General features: G+C 70.5%; 15 protein-coding genes and 1 tRNA gene. 11 read left to right on the top strand and 5 right to left on the bottom strand.

Annotated elements, in window-relative coordinates:
* The first annotated feature begins 36 nt into the window (after positions 1-36).
* The 7 genes from ABZS69_RS37150 to ABZS69_RS37120 all read left to right on the top strand — a co-directional run bounded on the left by ABZS69_RS37150 (position 37) and on the right by ABZS69_RS37120 (position 6,713).
* Entirely contained in the window at positions 37-1,680 is a 1,644-nt protein-coding gene (locus ABZS69_RS37150) for a protein kinase (RefSeq protein WP_355380327.1), read from the top strand.
* A 21-nt stretch (positions 1,681-1,701) separates the two neighbouring features.
* The gene (locus ABZS69_RS37145; protein WP_355380325.1) at positions 1,702-3,039 is read left to right on the top strand and encodes a hypothetical protein; all 1,338 of its coding nucleotides are present in this window, start codon (positions 1,702-1,704) and stop codon (positions 3,037-3,039) included.
* 49 nt (positions 3,040-3,088) lie between these two features.
* On the top strand, positions 3,089-4,201 hold the full coding sequence (locus ABZS69_RS37140; RefSeq protein WP_355380323.1) for a DUF2510 domain-containing protein: 1,113 nt from the start codon (positions 3,089-3,091) through the stop codon (positions 4,199-4,201).
* A 70-nt stretch (positions 4,202-4,271) separates the two neighbouring features.
* Positions 4,272-4,865, top strand: a complete 594-nt coding sequence (gene orn / locus ABZS69_RS37135; protein ID WP_355380321.1) for an oligoribonuclease — start codon at positions 4,272-4,274, stop codon at positions 4,863-4,865.
* Between the two features lie 68 nt (positions 4,866-4,933).
* A tRNA-His gene (locus tag ABZS69_RS37130) sits at positions 4,934-5,009 on the top strand.
* A gap of 186 nt (positions 5,010-5,195) precedes the next feature.
* On the top strand, positions 5,196-5,390 hold the full coding sequence (locus ABZS69_RS37125) for a LuxR C-terminal-related transcriptional regulator (RefSeq protein ID WP_355380318.1): 195 nt from the start codon (positions 5,196-5,198) through the stop codon (positions 5,388-5,390).
* Positions 5,391-5,492: 102 nt separating this feature from the next.
* Positions 5,493-6,713, top strand: a complete 1,221-nt coding sequence (locus ABZS69_RS37120) for an NAD(P)/FAD-dependent oxidoreductase (RefSeq protein ID WP_355380316.1) — start codon at positions 5,493-5,495, stop codon at positions 6,711-6,713.
* On the opposite strand, the gene lat is transcribed toward ABZS69_RS37120, so the two are convergent.
* The 5 genes from lat to ABZS69_RS37095 form a co-directional block, all read right to left on the bottom strand.
* The gene (lat, locus tag ABZS69_RS37115) at positions 6,703-8,013 is read right to left on the bottom strand and encodes an L-lysine 6-transaminase (RefSeq protein WP_355380314.1); all 1,311 of its coding nucleotides are present in this window, start codon (positions 8,011-8,013) and stop codon (positions 6,703-6,705) included. The two genes, ABZS69_RS37120 and lat, sit on opposite strands and share 11 nt — an antisense overlap.
* Positions 8,014-8,079: 66 nt before the next feature.
* Complete coding sequence (locus ABZS69_RS37110; RefSeq protein WP_355380312.1) at positions 8,080-8,622, bottom strand: HdeD family acid-resistance protein; 543 nt, start codon at positions 8,620-8,622, stop codon at positions 8,080-8,082.
* A gap of 46 nt (positions 8,623-8,668) precedes the next feature.
* Complete coding sequence (locus ABZS69_RS37105) at positions 8,669-9,034, bottom strand: PPOX class F420-dependent oxidoreductase (protein ID WP_355380310.1); 366 nt, start codon at positions 9,032-9,034, stop codon at positions 8,669-8,671.
* Positions 9,034-9,681: a hemolysin III family protein gene (locus tag ABZS69_RS37100; protein ID WP_355380308.1), complete on the bottom strand. Its 648-nt coding sequence runs from the start codon at positions 9,679-9,681 to the stop codon at positions 9,034-9,036. The genes ABZS69_RS37105 and ABZS69_RS37100 overlap by 1 nt, the downstream gene beginning before the upstream one ends.
* A gap of 69 nt (positions 9,682-9,750) precedes the next feature.
* Complete coding sequence (locus tag ABZS69_RS37095; protein ID WP_355380306.1) at positions 9,751-11,214, bottom strand: penicillin-binding transpeptidase domain-containing protein; 1,464 nt, start codon at positions 11,212-11,214, stop codon at positions 9,751-9,753.
* A gap of 122 nt (positions 11,215-11,336) precedes the next feature.
* Between ABZS69_RS37095 and ABZS69_RS37090 the strand changes: the two genes are divergently transcribed.
* The 4 genes from ABZS69_RS37090 (at position 11,337) to ABZS69_RS37075 (ending at position 14,074) form a co-directional block, all read left to right on the top strand.
* On the top strand, positions 11,337-12,158 hold the full coding sequence (locus ABZS69_RS37090; protein WP_355380386.1) for a fused MFS/spermidine synthase: 822 nt from the start codon (positions 11,337-11,339) through the stop codon (positions 12,156-12,158).
* A gap of 92 nt (positions 12,159-12,250) precedes the next feature.
* Entirely contained in the window at positions 12,251-13,189 is a 939-nt protein-coding gene (locus ABZS69_RS37085; RefSeq protein WP_355380304.1) for an SPFH domain-containing protein, read from the top strand.
* A complete protein-coding gene (locus ABZS69_RS37080) occupies positions 13,189-13,455 on the top strand; it encodes a hypothetical protein (protein WP_355380384.1) in 267 nt (88 codons plus the stop codon). Before ABZS69_RS37085 ends, ABZS69_RS37080 begins: the two co-directional genes overlap by 1 nt.
* Positions 13,424-14,074: a GPP34 family phosphoprotein gene (locus tag ABZS69_RS37075; protein ID WP_355380302.1), complete on the top strand. Its 651-nt coding sequence runs from the start codon at positions 13,424-13,426 to the stop codon at positions 14,072-14,074. The genes ABZS69_RS37080 and ABZS69_RS37075 overlap by 32 nt, the downstream gene beginning before the upstream one ends.
* Positions 14,075-14,129: the final 55 nt, after the last annotated feature.

Raw genomic sequence — 14,129 nt, 5'->3', positions numbered from 1 at the left:
AGGGTGGGGGCCCGGCAGACTCCAGAGGAGACCGTTATGCACGGTGAAGGGCAGTGGGGGGTCCCCGGCTACACCGAGGTCCGAGAGCTGGGCTCGGGCGCGGCCGGCCGGGTGGTCCTGGCAAGGCGTGATTACGACGGCGCCGAGGTGGCGATCAAGTACCTCAACGACGAGCTGAAGTCCGACGTGGGGTTCGTCGCCCGCTTCCGGCACGAGGCCCGGCTGCTGGGCACGCTCCAGAGCCAGTTCCACGCCAGGTTGATCGACTACGTCGAGTCCGGCCGGGGCGCGGCGATCGTCATGGAGCTGATCAACGGGGTGTCGCTGCGCGAGATCCTCAGATCCGAGGGCCCCACCGGCCCCGAGGCGGCGCTGACCGTCCTGAAAGGATCGCTCCAAGGTCTCGCCTCGGCCCACGCGATCGGCGTCGTCCACCGCGACTTCAAGCCCGAGAATGTCATGGTCCAGGGCGACGGCACCAGCAAGCTCGTCGACTTCGGCATCGCGGTGCGGGCGGGCGAGGGCGCGAGCGCCGCGGGCACGCCGCCGTACATGGCGCCCGAGCAGTGGTCGGGCAGCCCTCCCGGGCCCGCGACCGACGTGTACGCGGCCACCGTCGTGTTCTTCGAGTGCCTGACCGGCACCCGGCCCTTCCGCGCCCCTAACATCGCGGCCCTGGCCCGCCAGCACCAGAGCTCCCCGCCCCCGGTGGAGGAGGTGCCCGCGCAACTGCGCAGCCTCGTCGAGCGCGGCCTGGCCAAGGACCCGGCCCACCGGCCCATGTCCGCGGACGCGTTCCTGATCGAGCTGGAGGCGGTCGCGGCCGAGGGGTACGGGCCCGACTGGGAGGAGCGCGGACGCCGCCGCCTGGCCGCGCTCGCCGGCCTGCTGGTCGTGCTCTTCCCGACCGCGCTCGACGAGCCGGCCCAGACGCAGACCTCGCTGGCCGAGACTCGGTTCGGCGACCGGTCCGGCGTCCTCGGCAAGCTGCCCGCGAAGATCGCCATCGGCGCGACCGCCGTCGGCGTGCTGGTCGCCGTGGCCGTGGTCATCGCCAACGCCTCGGCCGAGGAGCCGGCGCTGCGGGCGCAGACCAGCACGGTCTCCCCGACCACGGCCGTACCCGCCACGCCGGAGCCCGAGGAAACAGAGGAGACGGAGGAGCCGACGCCCACCCCTTCGGCCGAACCCACCACCCCGGAGGCGACGCCGACGGAGAGCGCCGCGCCGCCGCCCGTGCAGCCGACCGCCTCCACGCGCCCCACGCGGCGGCCGACGCGCAAGCCCACGCCCAAGCCCGCCCCCACCCACGTCAAGACGCCCGCCAAGCCCAAGAAGCAGACTCCGACCCCCTCCCCGGAGCAGCCCCAGATCACCGGCACGCCCCACGACCCGGAGGGCAACACCCCGCCCACCTCGGCCGCGCCCACCCCGACGCCGCCCGCCACCACGACCCCGCCGACCCGGCCCACGCGGACGCCCAGCCCGCCGCCCGGGGACGGCGGAGAGGGCGGGGGCAGCGGAGGCGAGGAGCCGTCGCCCGAGCAACCCAGGGTCGATCGCTCGAGTGACGCGCAGGCCGCCGCGCTGATCGGCTTCGGCCTGGTGACGTCCGGCGCGGTTCCGGTCACACTTGCGGTGAAACGCCGTATGGCGGGACGTCACAGAAGGAAGCGCTGAGACGCGCCGGGGGGAACGGCGATGAACAACTCTGCACCTGGAATCGCCGGTTTCCGGCTCACTGAGCACACCTGGATGACCGAACTCGGCAACTGGATCGACGCGATCTCACCCGATGGCCGCAGGGCGGGGGCGCTGCTGTTCGACCCGAAGATCATCGCGCTGCCCGGCGTGCGCGACCGGGTGGTGCACGCGGTCATGACCGACCAGCGGCTGGTGCTGGGCGGGCTCACCGGGCTGATCCCGGTGGCCGACGTGGTGGCGGCGGGCGACCAGGTGTGGCTGCTGACCGCGCAGGCGGTCAGCCCCACGCTGTCCGATCTGCTCGCCGTCGGGCCGATCGACCCGCCGGGCGCGGCGTCCGTGCTGGTGGAGACCGCCCAGACGCTCATCGCCCTGCACGCGGCCGGGGTCACGCACGGGTCCGTGCACCCGGGCACGGTGGTGGTCACGGCGGAGGGCGCCGCGCTGCTGTCCGAACGCGGGCTGTCCGACGCCATCCGCGGCCGGGTGGCCCCGCGCGAGCGGGACGCGTCCGGGTGGGCGTCGCTGGCGCGCGGGCTGGCCGCCCAGCTCGGGCCGGGCCGGCAGGAGGTCGCCGAGCTGTTCGAGCGCGCCGCGGTCACGGCCGGGACCCTGGGCCTGGCCGCCGCCCGCGACATGCTGGCCGGACAGGCCGCCGGCAGGGAGGGGCTGGCGCAGGCCGCCCGCGGGAGGTCGGCGTTCGCCCAGGCGCGCGCGTACGCGCCGCCGCCCGTCCTGCCGCCCAAGGACGAGGGCGACATCGTCACGCTGCTGCACGTCCCGGGCAGGTCCTCGGGGCCGGTGCAGTTCGGGCCGGGGGTCCGCACGCAGGAGCAGCGGCCGGAGACGACGGCCGAGCGGATCTGGCGGGCCGGGCGCGACCAGGCCGCGACCGAGCACCGCCCCGGCGTCAGGCTGGCCAAGGCGTCCCGGAAGCGGCGCCGGCGCACGATCACCGCCTCGGCCCTGTTCGCGGTCATCATGGCCGGGGCGATCCTGGCCTGGTTCTACGTGGGGAACACGCCGGAGCTGGCGGTCAAGTCGATCGACGTGGTGGCGCCGAAGAAGACCCAGGGCTGCAACAAGGCCGTCCTGATCACGGGCACGGTGGTCACCAACGGGGCGCCCGGCGAGATCACCTACGAGTGGCGCAAGAACCTGGACAAGGAGGTCGTCAAGGGCACGCTGCGCACGAAGGCGGACCAGACGACGTACGAGGTGCCGCTCCGGTGGACGCTCCAGGGCAGGAGCAACGTCAAGGCCACCGCCACCCTCCGGATCCTGACGCCCGGCCCGGTGCGCAGCGACAAGGCGAGCTTCACCTACAAGTGCTGATGGCCTCGCGACAATGCATATCAAGGAGGTTCTTACTAATCTGGCGAACATGACCACGCAGACCCCCGCGGGCTGGTACCCGGACCCGTACGGAGAGCCCCAGCTCCGCTGGTGGGACGGCACCCAGTGGACCGACGCCCTCCACGCGCAGCAGCCCGGGCCCGGCCGGCCCCCGCAGCAGCCCTCCGGGCCGCAGCCGCAGCCGCAACCTCAGTCCCAGCCCCAGCCCCAGCCGCAGTCGCAGCCCCCGTCGAGCCCCGACTGGTCGGCGACGCCCGCGAACCCCACGCTCCAGTTCGGCCAGCCGACCTACGGGCAGCAGACCTACGGCCAGCCCACGGCGCCCACCCAGTGGGGCGGCCCGCCCCTGCCGGGAGTGACCTACGGCCCGCCGCCGAAGCAGTCCAACCCGCTGCCCTGGGTGTTCGGGGGCCTGGCGGCGCTGGTGGTGGTCGCGCTGATCGTGGTGGCCGGCATCGTCTTCATCAACACCAACTCCTCGCCGACGGCCTCGCGCCCGACGCCGGCCGACACGTTCGAGCAGGAGGACCCGCCCAGCCAGGAGCCTCCGTCGAGCGATCCGCAGCCCTCCCAGGGCGTCGCCGAGCTGCCCCAGCCGGTCGGCGGCCGCGTCGCCGACCCGCAGGCCGGCGTCTCCTTCGAGGTGCCCGACAGCTGGACGGTGCCCGAGGCCGCCCAGGTCAACGGCCCCAACCCGAACCCGACCCAGCAGCTGTGGTCGGGCGGGGTGCAGGCCGTCTCGCAGGCGAAGTACGACGGCGAGGGCGACTGGATCGGCAACATCTACAGCGGGCAACTCAACGAGCTCTACCCCTATTCCGGCGTCTCCGGCATGGGCGACACGGCCAAGGCGGTCTTCGTCGACTTCTCCACCAAGTTCTACCAGCTCGCCCACGAGACCAAGGTGGTGGAGGACAAGGCGATGAAGATCGGCGACAAGGACGCCTGGGTGCTGCAGTTCCAGCTCGACTTCTCCAAGGTCTCGGAGGAGAAGGGCTACAAGTGGAAGAAGGAGAACGGCGCGATCGTGCTCATGGACCGCGGCGACGGGCAGCGGCCGGCCATCGTGTACGCCTCCGTTCCCGACAATCTGGGCACCGACGTCCTGGCCAAGGTTCTCAGCTCGCTCAAGCCCGCCTAATCGGTGGCACTAGGCTGGTGAGGATATACAAGCGGGCGGATTGCTCCGAGCCGCTGGGCGAGGAGATCGAATGAGTGACTTGCTGGTCTGGATCGACTGCGAGATGACCGGGCTCGACCTGGGGCGCGACGCGCTGGTCGAGGTGGCGTGCGTCATCACCGACAGCGAGCTCAATCAGCTGGACGAGGGTGTCGACGTGGTCATCAAGCCGCCGCCCGAGTCGCTGGAGCAGATGTCGCAGGTCGTACGCGAGATGCACACCTCCTCGGGGCTCCTGCCCGAACTGGCGGGCGGCGTGACGCTGGCGGAGGCCGAGTCGGTCGTGCTCGACTACATCCGCCGGCATATCCCCGAGCCGAAGAAGGCGCCGCTGTGCGGCAACTCGATCGGCACCGACCGCACGTTCATCTCGCGCGACATGCCCGGGGTCGACGGCTACCTGCATTACCGGATGATCGACGTCTCGTCGATCAAGGAGCTGGTGCGCCGCTGGTATCCTCGCGTCTACTTCGCGGCGCCCGAAAAGCAGGGCGGGCACCGGGCTCTGGCCGACATCACGGAGAGCATCAGGGAGCTTCGCTACTACCGCGCGGCGATCTTCGTCGCCCAGCCCGGGCCCGACTCCGCGACCGCGAGATCCCTGGCAGAGCGGGTCAGCGGCTAAAGGAGTGGCGTAAAGACTCCCGAACCCCGCTACACTTTTCCTGTGCCACCACACAGCGGTGGCTCATGGTGGGTGTAGCTCAGTTGGCAGAGCGCCAGGTTGTGGTCCTGGATGTCGAGGGTTCAAGTCCCTTCACTCACCCCAAGCGCACGGCCGGTCCTGAAGGACCGGCCGTTGTCGTTTTCTCCCAACAACGCCCCCAAATCATGACAATGCGAGTTATGCTCGCTGTCTACCGCTAACGCCGGAAGCACGGGGGCCATCGGCGATCTGACCGTCTGCGCGCCCCCCGGAGGCCGGATGAGAGTCGACGACGCAGCGTTCGATAGCGTGTTCACGTCCCTGAGCAAGCGTGAAGCCGAGGTCATGGATCTGATCGCCACCGGTCAGTCCAACGGGCAGATCGCGCAACGGCTGTTCCTCAGCGAGAAGACGGTCAAGAACCACGTCAATCGCATCTACGCCAAGCTAGGGGTGGACTCCAGGGTCACCGCCATCGGCCTGTGGCAGTCCCGCCAGGAGTAGCCCGCTCTCCGTGAACCACCACGAGCGGCCCGCCTCCCGACCCGGCGGGCCGCCCACGGGTGCGCCGGTTCCGTGAGCACGTTCAGGGGCAGACCCCTTGGCATGGTGCAAAGACCGCGAGTCGTGGTGGTGGGCGCGGGATTCGCCGGGCTGGCCGCCACAAAGGAGCTGGCCAGGGCCGGAGCGCTGGTGACGCTCATCGACCGCAACCCGTACGCGACTTTCCAGCCCCTCCTCTACCAGGTGGCCACCGCCAGCATGAGCAGCGCGGACGTGTCGTACCCCATCCGCACGTTCGCCGCCAGATGGCCCAACGTCCGGGCGCGCCGGGCCGCGCTGAGCAAGATCGTCCCGGCCGAGCGGCGCGTGGAGCTCGACGACGGCACCGGGGTGGACTACGACTACCTCGTGCTGGGCACCGGCGTGACCACCAACTGGCTCGGCATCGAGGGCTCGCAGGAGAACGCGCTGCCCATCTACTCGCTCGGCGACGCGGCGGCGCTGCGCCGCCGGCTCCAGCACTACCTGGAGGACACCGCGGCGGGCCGGCGCAAGAGCGTGCACGTCGTGGTGGTCGGGGCGGGCGCGACCGGGGTCGAGACCGCGGGCACGCTGGCCGAGCTGCGGCGGCGCACGTTGCCGCTGACGCATCCCGAGATCACGCCGGACCAGACCAGCGTGACGCTGGTGGAGCGGTTCGACTACGTGCTGGCGCCGTACAAGCCGCGGCTGCGCGACAGGGCGGCCGCGGCGCTGCGCAAGAGAGGGGTGCGCCTGCGGCTGGGCTCCACGGTGGCCTCCGTCGAGCCGGACGCCGTGGTGCTGACCGACGGCACGCGGCTGCCGTCCGACGTGACCGTGTGGGCGCTCGGCGTCACCGCGCCCAAGCAGGCGGGCGACTGGGGCCTGCCGCAGGGCAAGGGCGGCCGGATCACGGTCACGGAGGCGCTGAACGTGCCGGACCACCCCGAGATCTTCGTGGCGGGGGACCTGGCGGGGCCGCCCCACCCGCTCCCCCAGCTCGCCCAGCCGGCGATCCAGATGGGCGAGCACGTGGGCAGGCAGATCGTGGCGCTCCACCGGGGGCGGCCACTGGCGGCGTTCAAGTATCAGGATCCGGGCATCATGGCCACCGTCGGCAAGGCGGAGGCCGTGTTGCAGCTGTCCAACGGGTTGATCGCGTACGGGCTGCCCGCCTGGCTGGCGTGGATCTTCGTGCACGTGGCGTACCTGCTGGGCGGGCGCAACCGCATGACGGTGCTCCTGAACTTCTTCTGGCGCTATTTCGGGCCGCGCCGCTCGGCCACCAGCGTCACCCAGTAAGAGGCCCAGTAATAGGCCCAGTAATAGGCGCGGCAAGAGCCTCGGACAGGGCCCGGAGGCCGTGGTCGACGTCGGCCTCCGGGATGTTCAGCGCGGGCCGCAGGCGGATCGAACGCGGGCCGCAGGGCAGCACCAGCACCCCGTGCTCCTCCCTGAGGCGGGTCACCAGCGCGTCGCGCGCGGCCTGCTCGGGCAGGTCGAACGCGCACATCAGGCCCCGGCCGCGGACGTTCGAGATCGACTCGGGGCGCTCGGCCTCCAGCTTGGTGAGGCGCTCGATCAGCATGTCTCCGAGGGTGCCGGCGCGGGCGATCAGGCCGTCGCGCTCGACGATCTCCAGGATGCCCCGGCTGCGCACCATGTCCACCAGGCCGCCGCCCCAGGTCGAGTTGATCCGCCCGCTCTGCTGGAACACGTTGTCCGGCACCAGGTCGACCCGGCGGCCCGCCATGATCCCGCCCACCTGCACCTTCTTCGCGAAGGCCACCACATCCGGCGCAAGACCCAGCTGCTGGTACGCCCACGGCGTCCCGGTCGTCCCGCCGCCCGTCTGAACCTCGTCGAGGATGAACAGGGCGTCGTACTCGTGGCACAGGTGCTGCATGGCCTGCAGGAACTCGGGCCGCATGTGGTTGTCGCCGCCCTCGCCCTGGATGGGCTCCGCGATGAAGCAGGCGATGTCATGCGGATTCCGCTCGAACGCCTCGCGGGCCTGGGCCAGCGCGCGCGCCTCGGCCGCCTCCACGTCGCCGAAGTGGATGGCGGGCACGTCGATCCGCGGCCAGTCGAACTTGGGGAAGCGGTCGGTCTTGCCCGGCTCGGTGTTGGTGAGGCTCATGGTGTAGCCGCTGCGGCCGTGGAAGGCCTTGGTCAGGTGCAGGACCTTGGTGCCCAGGTCACGCGACCGTCCGGCGGCCTCGTTGCGGCGGCTCTTCCAGTCGAAGGCGGTCTTGAGCGCGTTCTCGACGGCCAGCGCGCCGCCCTCGACGAAGAACAGGTGCGGCAGCTCGGGGTCGCCCAGCACGCGGACGAAGGTGTCGACGAAGTCCGCCAGGTGCTCGGTGTAGATGTCGGGGTTCGCCGGCTTGTTCCGGGCCACCTGGCCGAGCAGGAGGGAGAAGTCGGAGTCGAAGGGCGGGTTCACCCCGAGCGGGGCGGAGGCGAAGAACGTGTAGAAGTCGAGGTATCGGCGGCCGTTTCGGGCATCGACGAGCCAGGAGCCGCGGCTGAGCTCGAGATCGAGCACGAGGCGGTATCCGTCGACGAGCAGGTGGCGGGCGAGGCGGGCGTGTACGTCCATGGCGACTCCACGTGCGTCGGTCTGACCGGATGTTCCTCTTGAGGAACACGGGCATCTACGCAAAATTTACGGCATACCTACCCCGTGAGTGAAGTTCTTCACGCGGAACGACAGAGCGATCATGGCGATGCCGTGCAGGATCGCGAAGATTCCGACCAGCCAGACGAGGCTGAGCAGACCCGCACCCGGCCAGATGAGCAGGAGGATGCCGAAGATCAGCGACAGGACGCCGCCGATGATGAGCATCCATTCGTTGTCGATGACCTTGCGGAGTTTGATGCCGGCGAGGATCTCCGAAACGCCGGCGAAGATGGCCCAGAAGGCCACGACGTAGAGCAGGGCCAGCGACGTGATGCCCGGCCAGACAAATGCCGCGATACCGGCCAATATCCCGATAATTCCCGAGAAAATCAGCCAGGCTCGCGGCTCGGCCTCGTGCCGGAACCCGGCGAACAGCTCAGCCACGCCGCCGACCAGCGCGTACGCGCCAAAGAAGATCACGAGCACGAGCAACGTGATCGCCGGCCAGATCAGCGCCAGAATGCCGAAGATCAGCGATGCGAGGCCGCGTATGAGTAGAAGCCACCACGACCGTGTGATATCTCCCATATTGGTCTGATTTCCAGGTAATGCCCGAAATCAGACCAGCGCGGGGTCAAATGTCGGTGACCCGCACCCCGACCGTACCGGTGCTCCCCCTGCGGAGCCTGCTGCCGAGCAGCACGATCCGCCCCATGAGGCCGTACTTGCGCCGCAGCAGCCCGCGCACCCGCTCGCTCTCCGCCGCGTCCAGCACCACGGCCCGGCCCCTGACGGGCTCGGTCGTCAGGTTGCCCCTCACGTCGCATCCGGCCACGCTGACCTCGGGATTGTTCCTGATCCGCTTGATCTTGCCGGAGTCGGCGACGGTCCAGAAGACCACCGCGTCACCGTCCTGGACGGCCCACACCGGGGTCGCGACGGCGCTGCCGTCCTTCCGGTACGTGGTCACCGAGATGTACTGCTCAGCCCCAAGGTTCATCACACGTGCGAATAAACCACAATCGACACCGCGATGTACTGGACCAGGTACGCGGCCAGCGTGAAGGCGTGGAAGACCTCGTGGAAGCCGAACCAGCGGGGCGACGGGTCCGGGCGGCGCAGGCCGTACACGACGGCGCCGGCCGAGTAGAAGACGCCGCCGACGGCCACCAGCACGACGGCGGCCACGCCCGCGCCCTCCAGCAACTGCGGCATCACGAAGATCGCGGTCCAGCCCAGCGCCAGATAGAGGACGGTGTAGAGCCAGCGCGGCGCGCTCATCCAGAACACCCGGAACAGCACCCCGGCCAGCGCGCCGCCCCAGATCACGGAGAGCACCGCGATCCTGGCCACCCCGTCCAGCGCGAGCAGGGCGAAAGGCGTGTAGGTGCCGGCGATGATCAAATAGATGTTGGCATGGTCGAACCGGCGCAGGAGCTCCGCCAGCCGCGGCCCCAGCGTGCCCCGGTGATAGGTCGCCGAGATCCCGAACAACAATCCGGACGTGATGGCGTAGACGGCGGAGGCCACCCGCGCCTGCAGAGTCGGGCCGAGCGCCACGAGCACGAACCCCGCGACCAGCGTCACGGGCAGCGCCCCGGTGTGCAACCAGCCTCGCAGCCTGGGCTTGACGGTGATGGTCGTCATGAAACCTACGGTACCGTAGGTTACGCGCACGTCCTCTGCCAGGCCCGCCCGACACGGCCCTTGCGCAGGTCAGAGGCCACTGAAGAAACGGGCGGCGATCGGCACGGCGGCCTGCCGGCCCGAGCCGCCGTGCCGCACGAAGACGCAGAAGGCGAGGTCATCCCGGTAACCGATGAACCACGCGTGCGACTCCCCCTCGTCGTCCACCTCGGCCGTCCCCGTCTTGCCCGCCACGCCCTCCGGCAGCCCCATGTCGCTCGCCGTGCCGTGATCGACCACGGCGGCCATCATGGTCCTGAGCGAGGCCGCGACCCCCTCGTCCATCGGCACGTCCTTGTGCGGGATGCCGTCGATCCGGCGTACCTGCGCGTCGGACAGCAGCCGGGGCGAGCGCCAGGTGCCGCTCTGCACGGCGGCGGCGAGCGTGGCCATGCACAACGGCGTCGCGACGACCTGGCCCTGGCCGATCGCGTCGAGGCCGAACATGTCCGGGTCGTCGGTCTCCTGCATGTTGCCGCAGGTGCCGCCGATGCCGGTCGCTATCTGGCGGCCGAACCCCCACTCGTCCGCCGTCTCACGCAACTGGTCCGCGGTGAGCCGGGTGGTGGCCTGCTCGACGAACGTGGTGTTGCAGGAGTAGGCGTACGCGTCGGCGAAGCTGACGAGCCCGCGGTCCACCTCCCCGTCGTTCTTGAAGGGCCGGTGGAACGGGATGGTGTACGTGCCGGGGCACTCGACCTGCGCCGCCGGGTCGAGCCCGCTCCCGAGCAGCGCCGCCGCCGTGATCGTCTTGAACACCGACCCCGGGGGGAAGACGTCCTTGACCGCGCTGTAGTTGTTCTTGAGGCGGTCGGCCAGCGCGAGGATCTCGCCGGTGCTCGGCCGGATGACGACGATCGCCGAGTCGTCGACCCCGTCCAGCGCCCTGGCGGCCGCCGCCTGCACGGGACGCGACAGCGTGGTGCGCTCGACGTTCGCCTCGGGCCGGCGGGCCAGCAGCTGCCTGGCGGGCTGCCCCGGCAGCTTCGACACCAGCTCCCAGCCGTTGGACGACGACCCGAACTCGGGTTTGAGCTGGTTGAGATAGGCGTCCGCGTAGCTGTCGTTCGGGATCCGCTCGCCCTCGCCGGTGACCAGCTCGGTCACCGACGCGTCGATCTCGTCCACCTCCAGCGTGCCGCCGTCCTTGAGCAGGGGGTGCAGCGTCTCGGGGGCCCACAGCACCTTCCAGGTCCGATCCCGCACGCCGAGCCGCAACGTGCTGTCGAACGGCCACGCCCCGAAGTCGGCGAGCTGCCGCACTCCCGCGAACGGCACCTCGGCGGCCCCCTCCCCCGTGCTCCTCAACCGGCCCGGGGTCAGCTTGATGGACTCGACGTGCAGCTCTTCCGTCAGCCGGCGATGCCTGATGGCGAAGTCGGCCGGCGGCTGGTAGACCAGGCGCGCCATCCGTGACACGTCACCCTCGCGCCAGGCGTCGAAGTACTCCTCGGCGGTCTTGGCAGCGCTCCCCTTGACCCGGTTCGACGCCACAACCGCGAATGCACCCGCCCCAACTACCGCGACAAGTGCGATAACGAGCACAATCAGCCTTCGTCGTCGCATACGGTTTCTCCCAGGAGGGGATCAGCGTGGCACGAGGACAGCGGGAACCGATGCCCGGCCTGTATCCGGTGACGTTCGGTGAAGTCGAGCTTCTCCGTGACCTGGACCGGCAGGACGGCTGGGTGCTGTCCAAGGATGGCGTACCTCAGTCGTACGTTGATCTACAAGACCCGACATTTCTGGAATTTGAGTATGTACGACTCATGGCGGATGTGATCGACCTTTTGTCGGACGGGCCGCTGAGCTGCGTACACGTGGGCGGCGGCGCCTGCACCATCCCCCGCTACATCGCCTCCACGCGGCACGGCTCCCGCCACATCGTCATCGAGCCCGACGGCCTCCTCGTCAACCTCGTACGCGAGCAGTTGGACCTGCGCTCGGTGCCCCGTCTGAAGGTCATCGTGGCCGGGGGCCGCGAGGGCACCGCCAAGGTCTGGGACGAGTCGGCGGACCTGGTGGTGCTGGACGCCTTCACGGGGGCGACGATGCCCGTCGACCTGGCCACGGCCGAGTACATGGGCGACATCGCCAGGATCCTGCGCCCGGGCGGGACCCTCCTGATCAACATGGCCGACGGCAAGGGCCTGGCCTTCGCCCGGCGCGTGCTCGCCACGGTGACCGGCACGTTCGGCCACGTGGCCCTGCTGGCGGAGCCGGGCATCATGCGGGGCCGCCGATTCGGCAACCTGATCGTGGCCGCCTCCCGCACGGCCCTGCCGGTGGAGGTCCTGACGCGGCGCGCGGCGGGCGGGCTGACGCAGGCGAGATGCGTGCACGGCGAGGCGCTGACGAACTTCATCGCCGGCGCCGCCCCCATCAAGGACGGCGACCCGGTCCTCGCCCCCGTCCCGCCGCCCGCCGTCTTCGGCTGACCGCCCCACCAGTGGTGACCTCTTCCCCGCATGCCCAAAAAGTGATATCACTTTGATAGCAGACAAAGTCGGGCAGACAAGGGGGATAGGCGATGACCGACACATCGCTTCATGGGACCGTCGTGGACATGCCGGCGCCGCACACCAGCGAGCACCCGGTCCGGGCGGCCAACGGATTCGTGCTGCTGGGGGTCGCGGCGGCGCTGATCCTGGCCGGGGCGGGATTACTCGCCCTGGGGATCATCACGCTCGCCCGCGGGGGCGGGCAGGGCGGCACGTGGCTGGTCGTGGTGGCCAGCCTCATGATCGTCGTCGGGTCGGTGCTGACCGGCGGGCTCACCGCCGTCGCGCCCGGCGAGGCCCGGGTCGTCCAGTTGCTGGGCCGGTACGTCGGCACCCTGCGGACGCCCGGTTTCCAGTGGGTCAACCCGTTCACCATGCGGCGGCGGGTGTCCACCAGGATCCGAAACCACGAGACCGAGGTGACCAAGGTCAACGACGCCGACGGCAACCCGATCCAGATCGCGACCGTGGTGGTCTGGCAGGTGCAGGACACGGCGCAGGCGATGTTCGAGGTGGATGACTTCCTGGAGTTCGTCGCGATCCAGGCGGAGACGGCCGTGCGGCACATCGCGGGCATCTACCCCTACGACTCGCACGGTGAGCCGCGGCTGTCGCTGCGGGACAACGCCGACGAGATCAACGAGCGGCTGTCCGCGGAGATCGGCGCCAGGGTGTCCTCGGCCGGGGTGAAGGTCATCGAGTCGCGCATCATCCACCTGGCGTACGCGCCGGAGATCGCCCACGCGATGCTCCGCCGCCAGCAGGCCGGCGCGGTGGTGGCGGCCAGGCAGCGGATCGTCGAGGGGGCGGTCGGCATGGTCGAGACGGCGCTGGCCAAGCTCGCCGAGCACGACGTGGTGGAGCTGGACGAGGAGCGCAAGGCGGCCATGGTCAGCAATCTCATGGTGGTGCTGGTCGGCGACCGCGACACCCAGCCGGTGGTCAATGCCGGCACGCTCTACCAGTAATCACCGTGGAGCGGAAGAAGATCCTGCTGCGACTCGACCCGGCGGTCCACGACGCGCTGGCGAAGTGGGCCGCCGACGACCTCCGCAGCACGAACTCGCAGATCGAGTTCCTGCTGCGCAAGGTCCTTTCCGAGGCCGGTCGCCTGCCCGACGGAGTGGGGCGGATGCGCCCACGGGGGCGCCCGCGCAAGGCCCCGGAGACGGAAGAAGCCCCGGAAGGAGGGGAGACGACGGATGGCACCGCAGCCGACGACACAGCAGGGTGATTCCCCACCGAGGTCGGCCTTCCTGCTGGCCTTCGACGTCCGCCGGGAAAGGCCGGCCGGCCGCCGCGAGCTGGGCTACCTCCTGCGCGCGGCGGCGCTCGCCGAGCTGATGCTGAGCGGCAGCCTGGCGGACGAGTCGGGCAAGGCGCGGGCGGTCACCGCCCCCGCCTCCCCCGGCCCCCTGCAGGCGGCGGTCTGGGAGCAGATCTCCGGCTCGCCGCCCCGGTCGTGGCGGAGCTGGATCCGCAAGGACCGTTCGCAGGCGTACCGCCTGGTCCGCGACGAGCTGGAGGCCGCCCGGCTGGTGCGGGTGGAGCGCCGTCGGATCCTGATGTTCCCGGTCGAGCGGGTCACGCCGCGCAAGCCGTACCTCTCGCGCAGGCTCGCCGAGCAGGTGTCGCGGGCGGTCCACGGCGGGCGGCCCGTCAGCCGCCTGAGCCAGGACCTCCGCGTCCTGGCCGCCCTGGCCGCGGCGGCCCGGCTCAAGACGGTCCTGCCCGCCCGGGAGTGGCGCCGGCATCGGCGCCGGGTCGAGGAGCTGTCGGCGCCCATCGAGCCGATCACCACGGCGCTGCGCAAGAACGTGGAAGCCACGGCCGGCGCCGACGCCACAGGCTGATCCGCCCCCGCCGGCCGGCCTGGGTGGCGATTTATGGAAGTACGTAATAAAGTGC

The organism is Nonomuraea sp. NPDC005650, from assembly GCF_040605375.1.
Lineage (GTDB): Bacteria > Actinomycetota > Actinomycetes > Streptosporangiales > Streptosporangiaceae > Nonomuraea.
Note: the sequence above shows the minus strand (reverse complement) of the source record. Positions and strands in the feature narration are given on the sequence as shown.

What these genes read in the sequence shown, in the direction of transcription:
- ABZS69_RS37120 (WP_355380316.1), top strand. Translation starts at nt 5,493, where the DNA reads ATGGTGCAAAGACCGCGAGTCGTGGTGGTGGGCGCGGGATTCGCCGGG.
- ABZS69_RS37110 (WP_355380312.1), bottom strand. Translation starts at nt 8,622, where the DNA reads ATGGGAGATATCACACGGTCGTGGTGGCTTCTACTCATACGCGGCCTC.
- ABZS69_RS37100 (WP_355380308.1), bottom strand. Translation starts at nt 9,681, where the DNA reads ATGACGACCATCACCGTCAAGCCCAGGCTGCGAGGCTGGTTGCACACC.
- ABZS69_RS37075 (WP_355380302.1), top strand. Translation starts at nt 13,424, where the DNA reads ATGGCACCGCAGCCGACGACACAGCAGGGTGATTCCCCACCGAGGTCG.
- orn (WP_355380321.1), top strand. Translation starts at nt 4,272, where the DNA reads ATGAGTGACTTGCTGGTCTGGATCGACTGCGAGATGACCGGGCTCGAC.
- ABZS69_RS37145 (WP_355380325.1), top strand. Translation starts at nt 1,702, where the DNA reads ATGAACAACTCTGCACCTGGAATCGCCGGTTTCCGGCTCACTGAGCAC.
- lat (WP_355380314.1), bottom strand. Translation starts at nt 8,013, where the DNA reads ATGGACGTACACGCCCGCCTCGCCCGCCACCTGCTCGTCGACGGATAC.
- ABZS69_RS37105 (WP_355380310.1), bottom strand. Translation starts at nt 9,034, where the DNA reads ATGAACCTTGGGGCTGAGCAGTACATCTCGGTGACCACGTACCGGAAG.
- ABZS69_RS37090 (WP_355380386.1), top strand. Translation starts at nt 11,337, where the DNA reads ATGCCCGGCCTGTATCCGGTGACGTTCGGTGAAGTCGAGCTTCTCCGT.
- ABZS69_RS37150 (WP_355380327.1), top strand. Translation starts at nt 37, where the DNA reads ATGCACGGTGAAGGGCAGTGGGGGGTCCCCGGCTACACCGAGGTCCGA.
- ABZS69_RS37140 (WP_355380323.1), top strand. Translation starts at nt 3,089, where the DNA reads ATGACCACGCAGACCCCCGCGGGCTGGTACCCGGACCCGTACGGAGAG.
- ABZS69_RS37085 (WP_355380304.1), top strand. Translation starts at nt 12,251, where the DNA reads ATGACCGACACATCGCTTCATGGGACCGTCGTGGACATGCCGGCGCCG.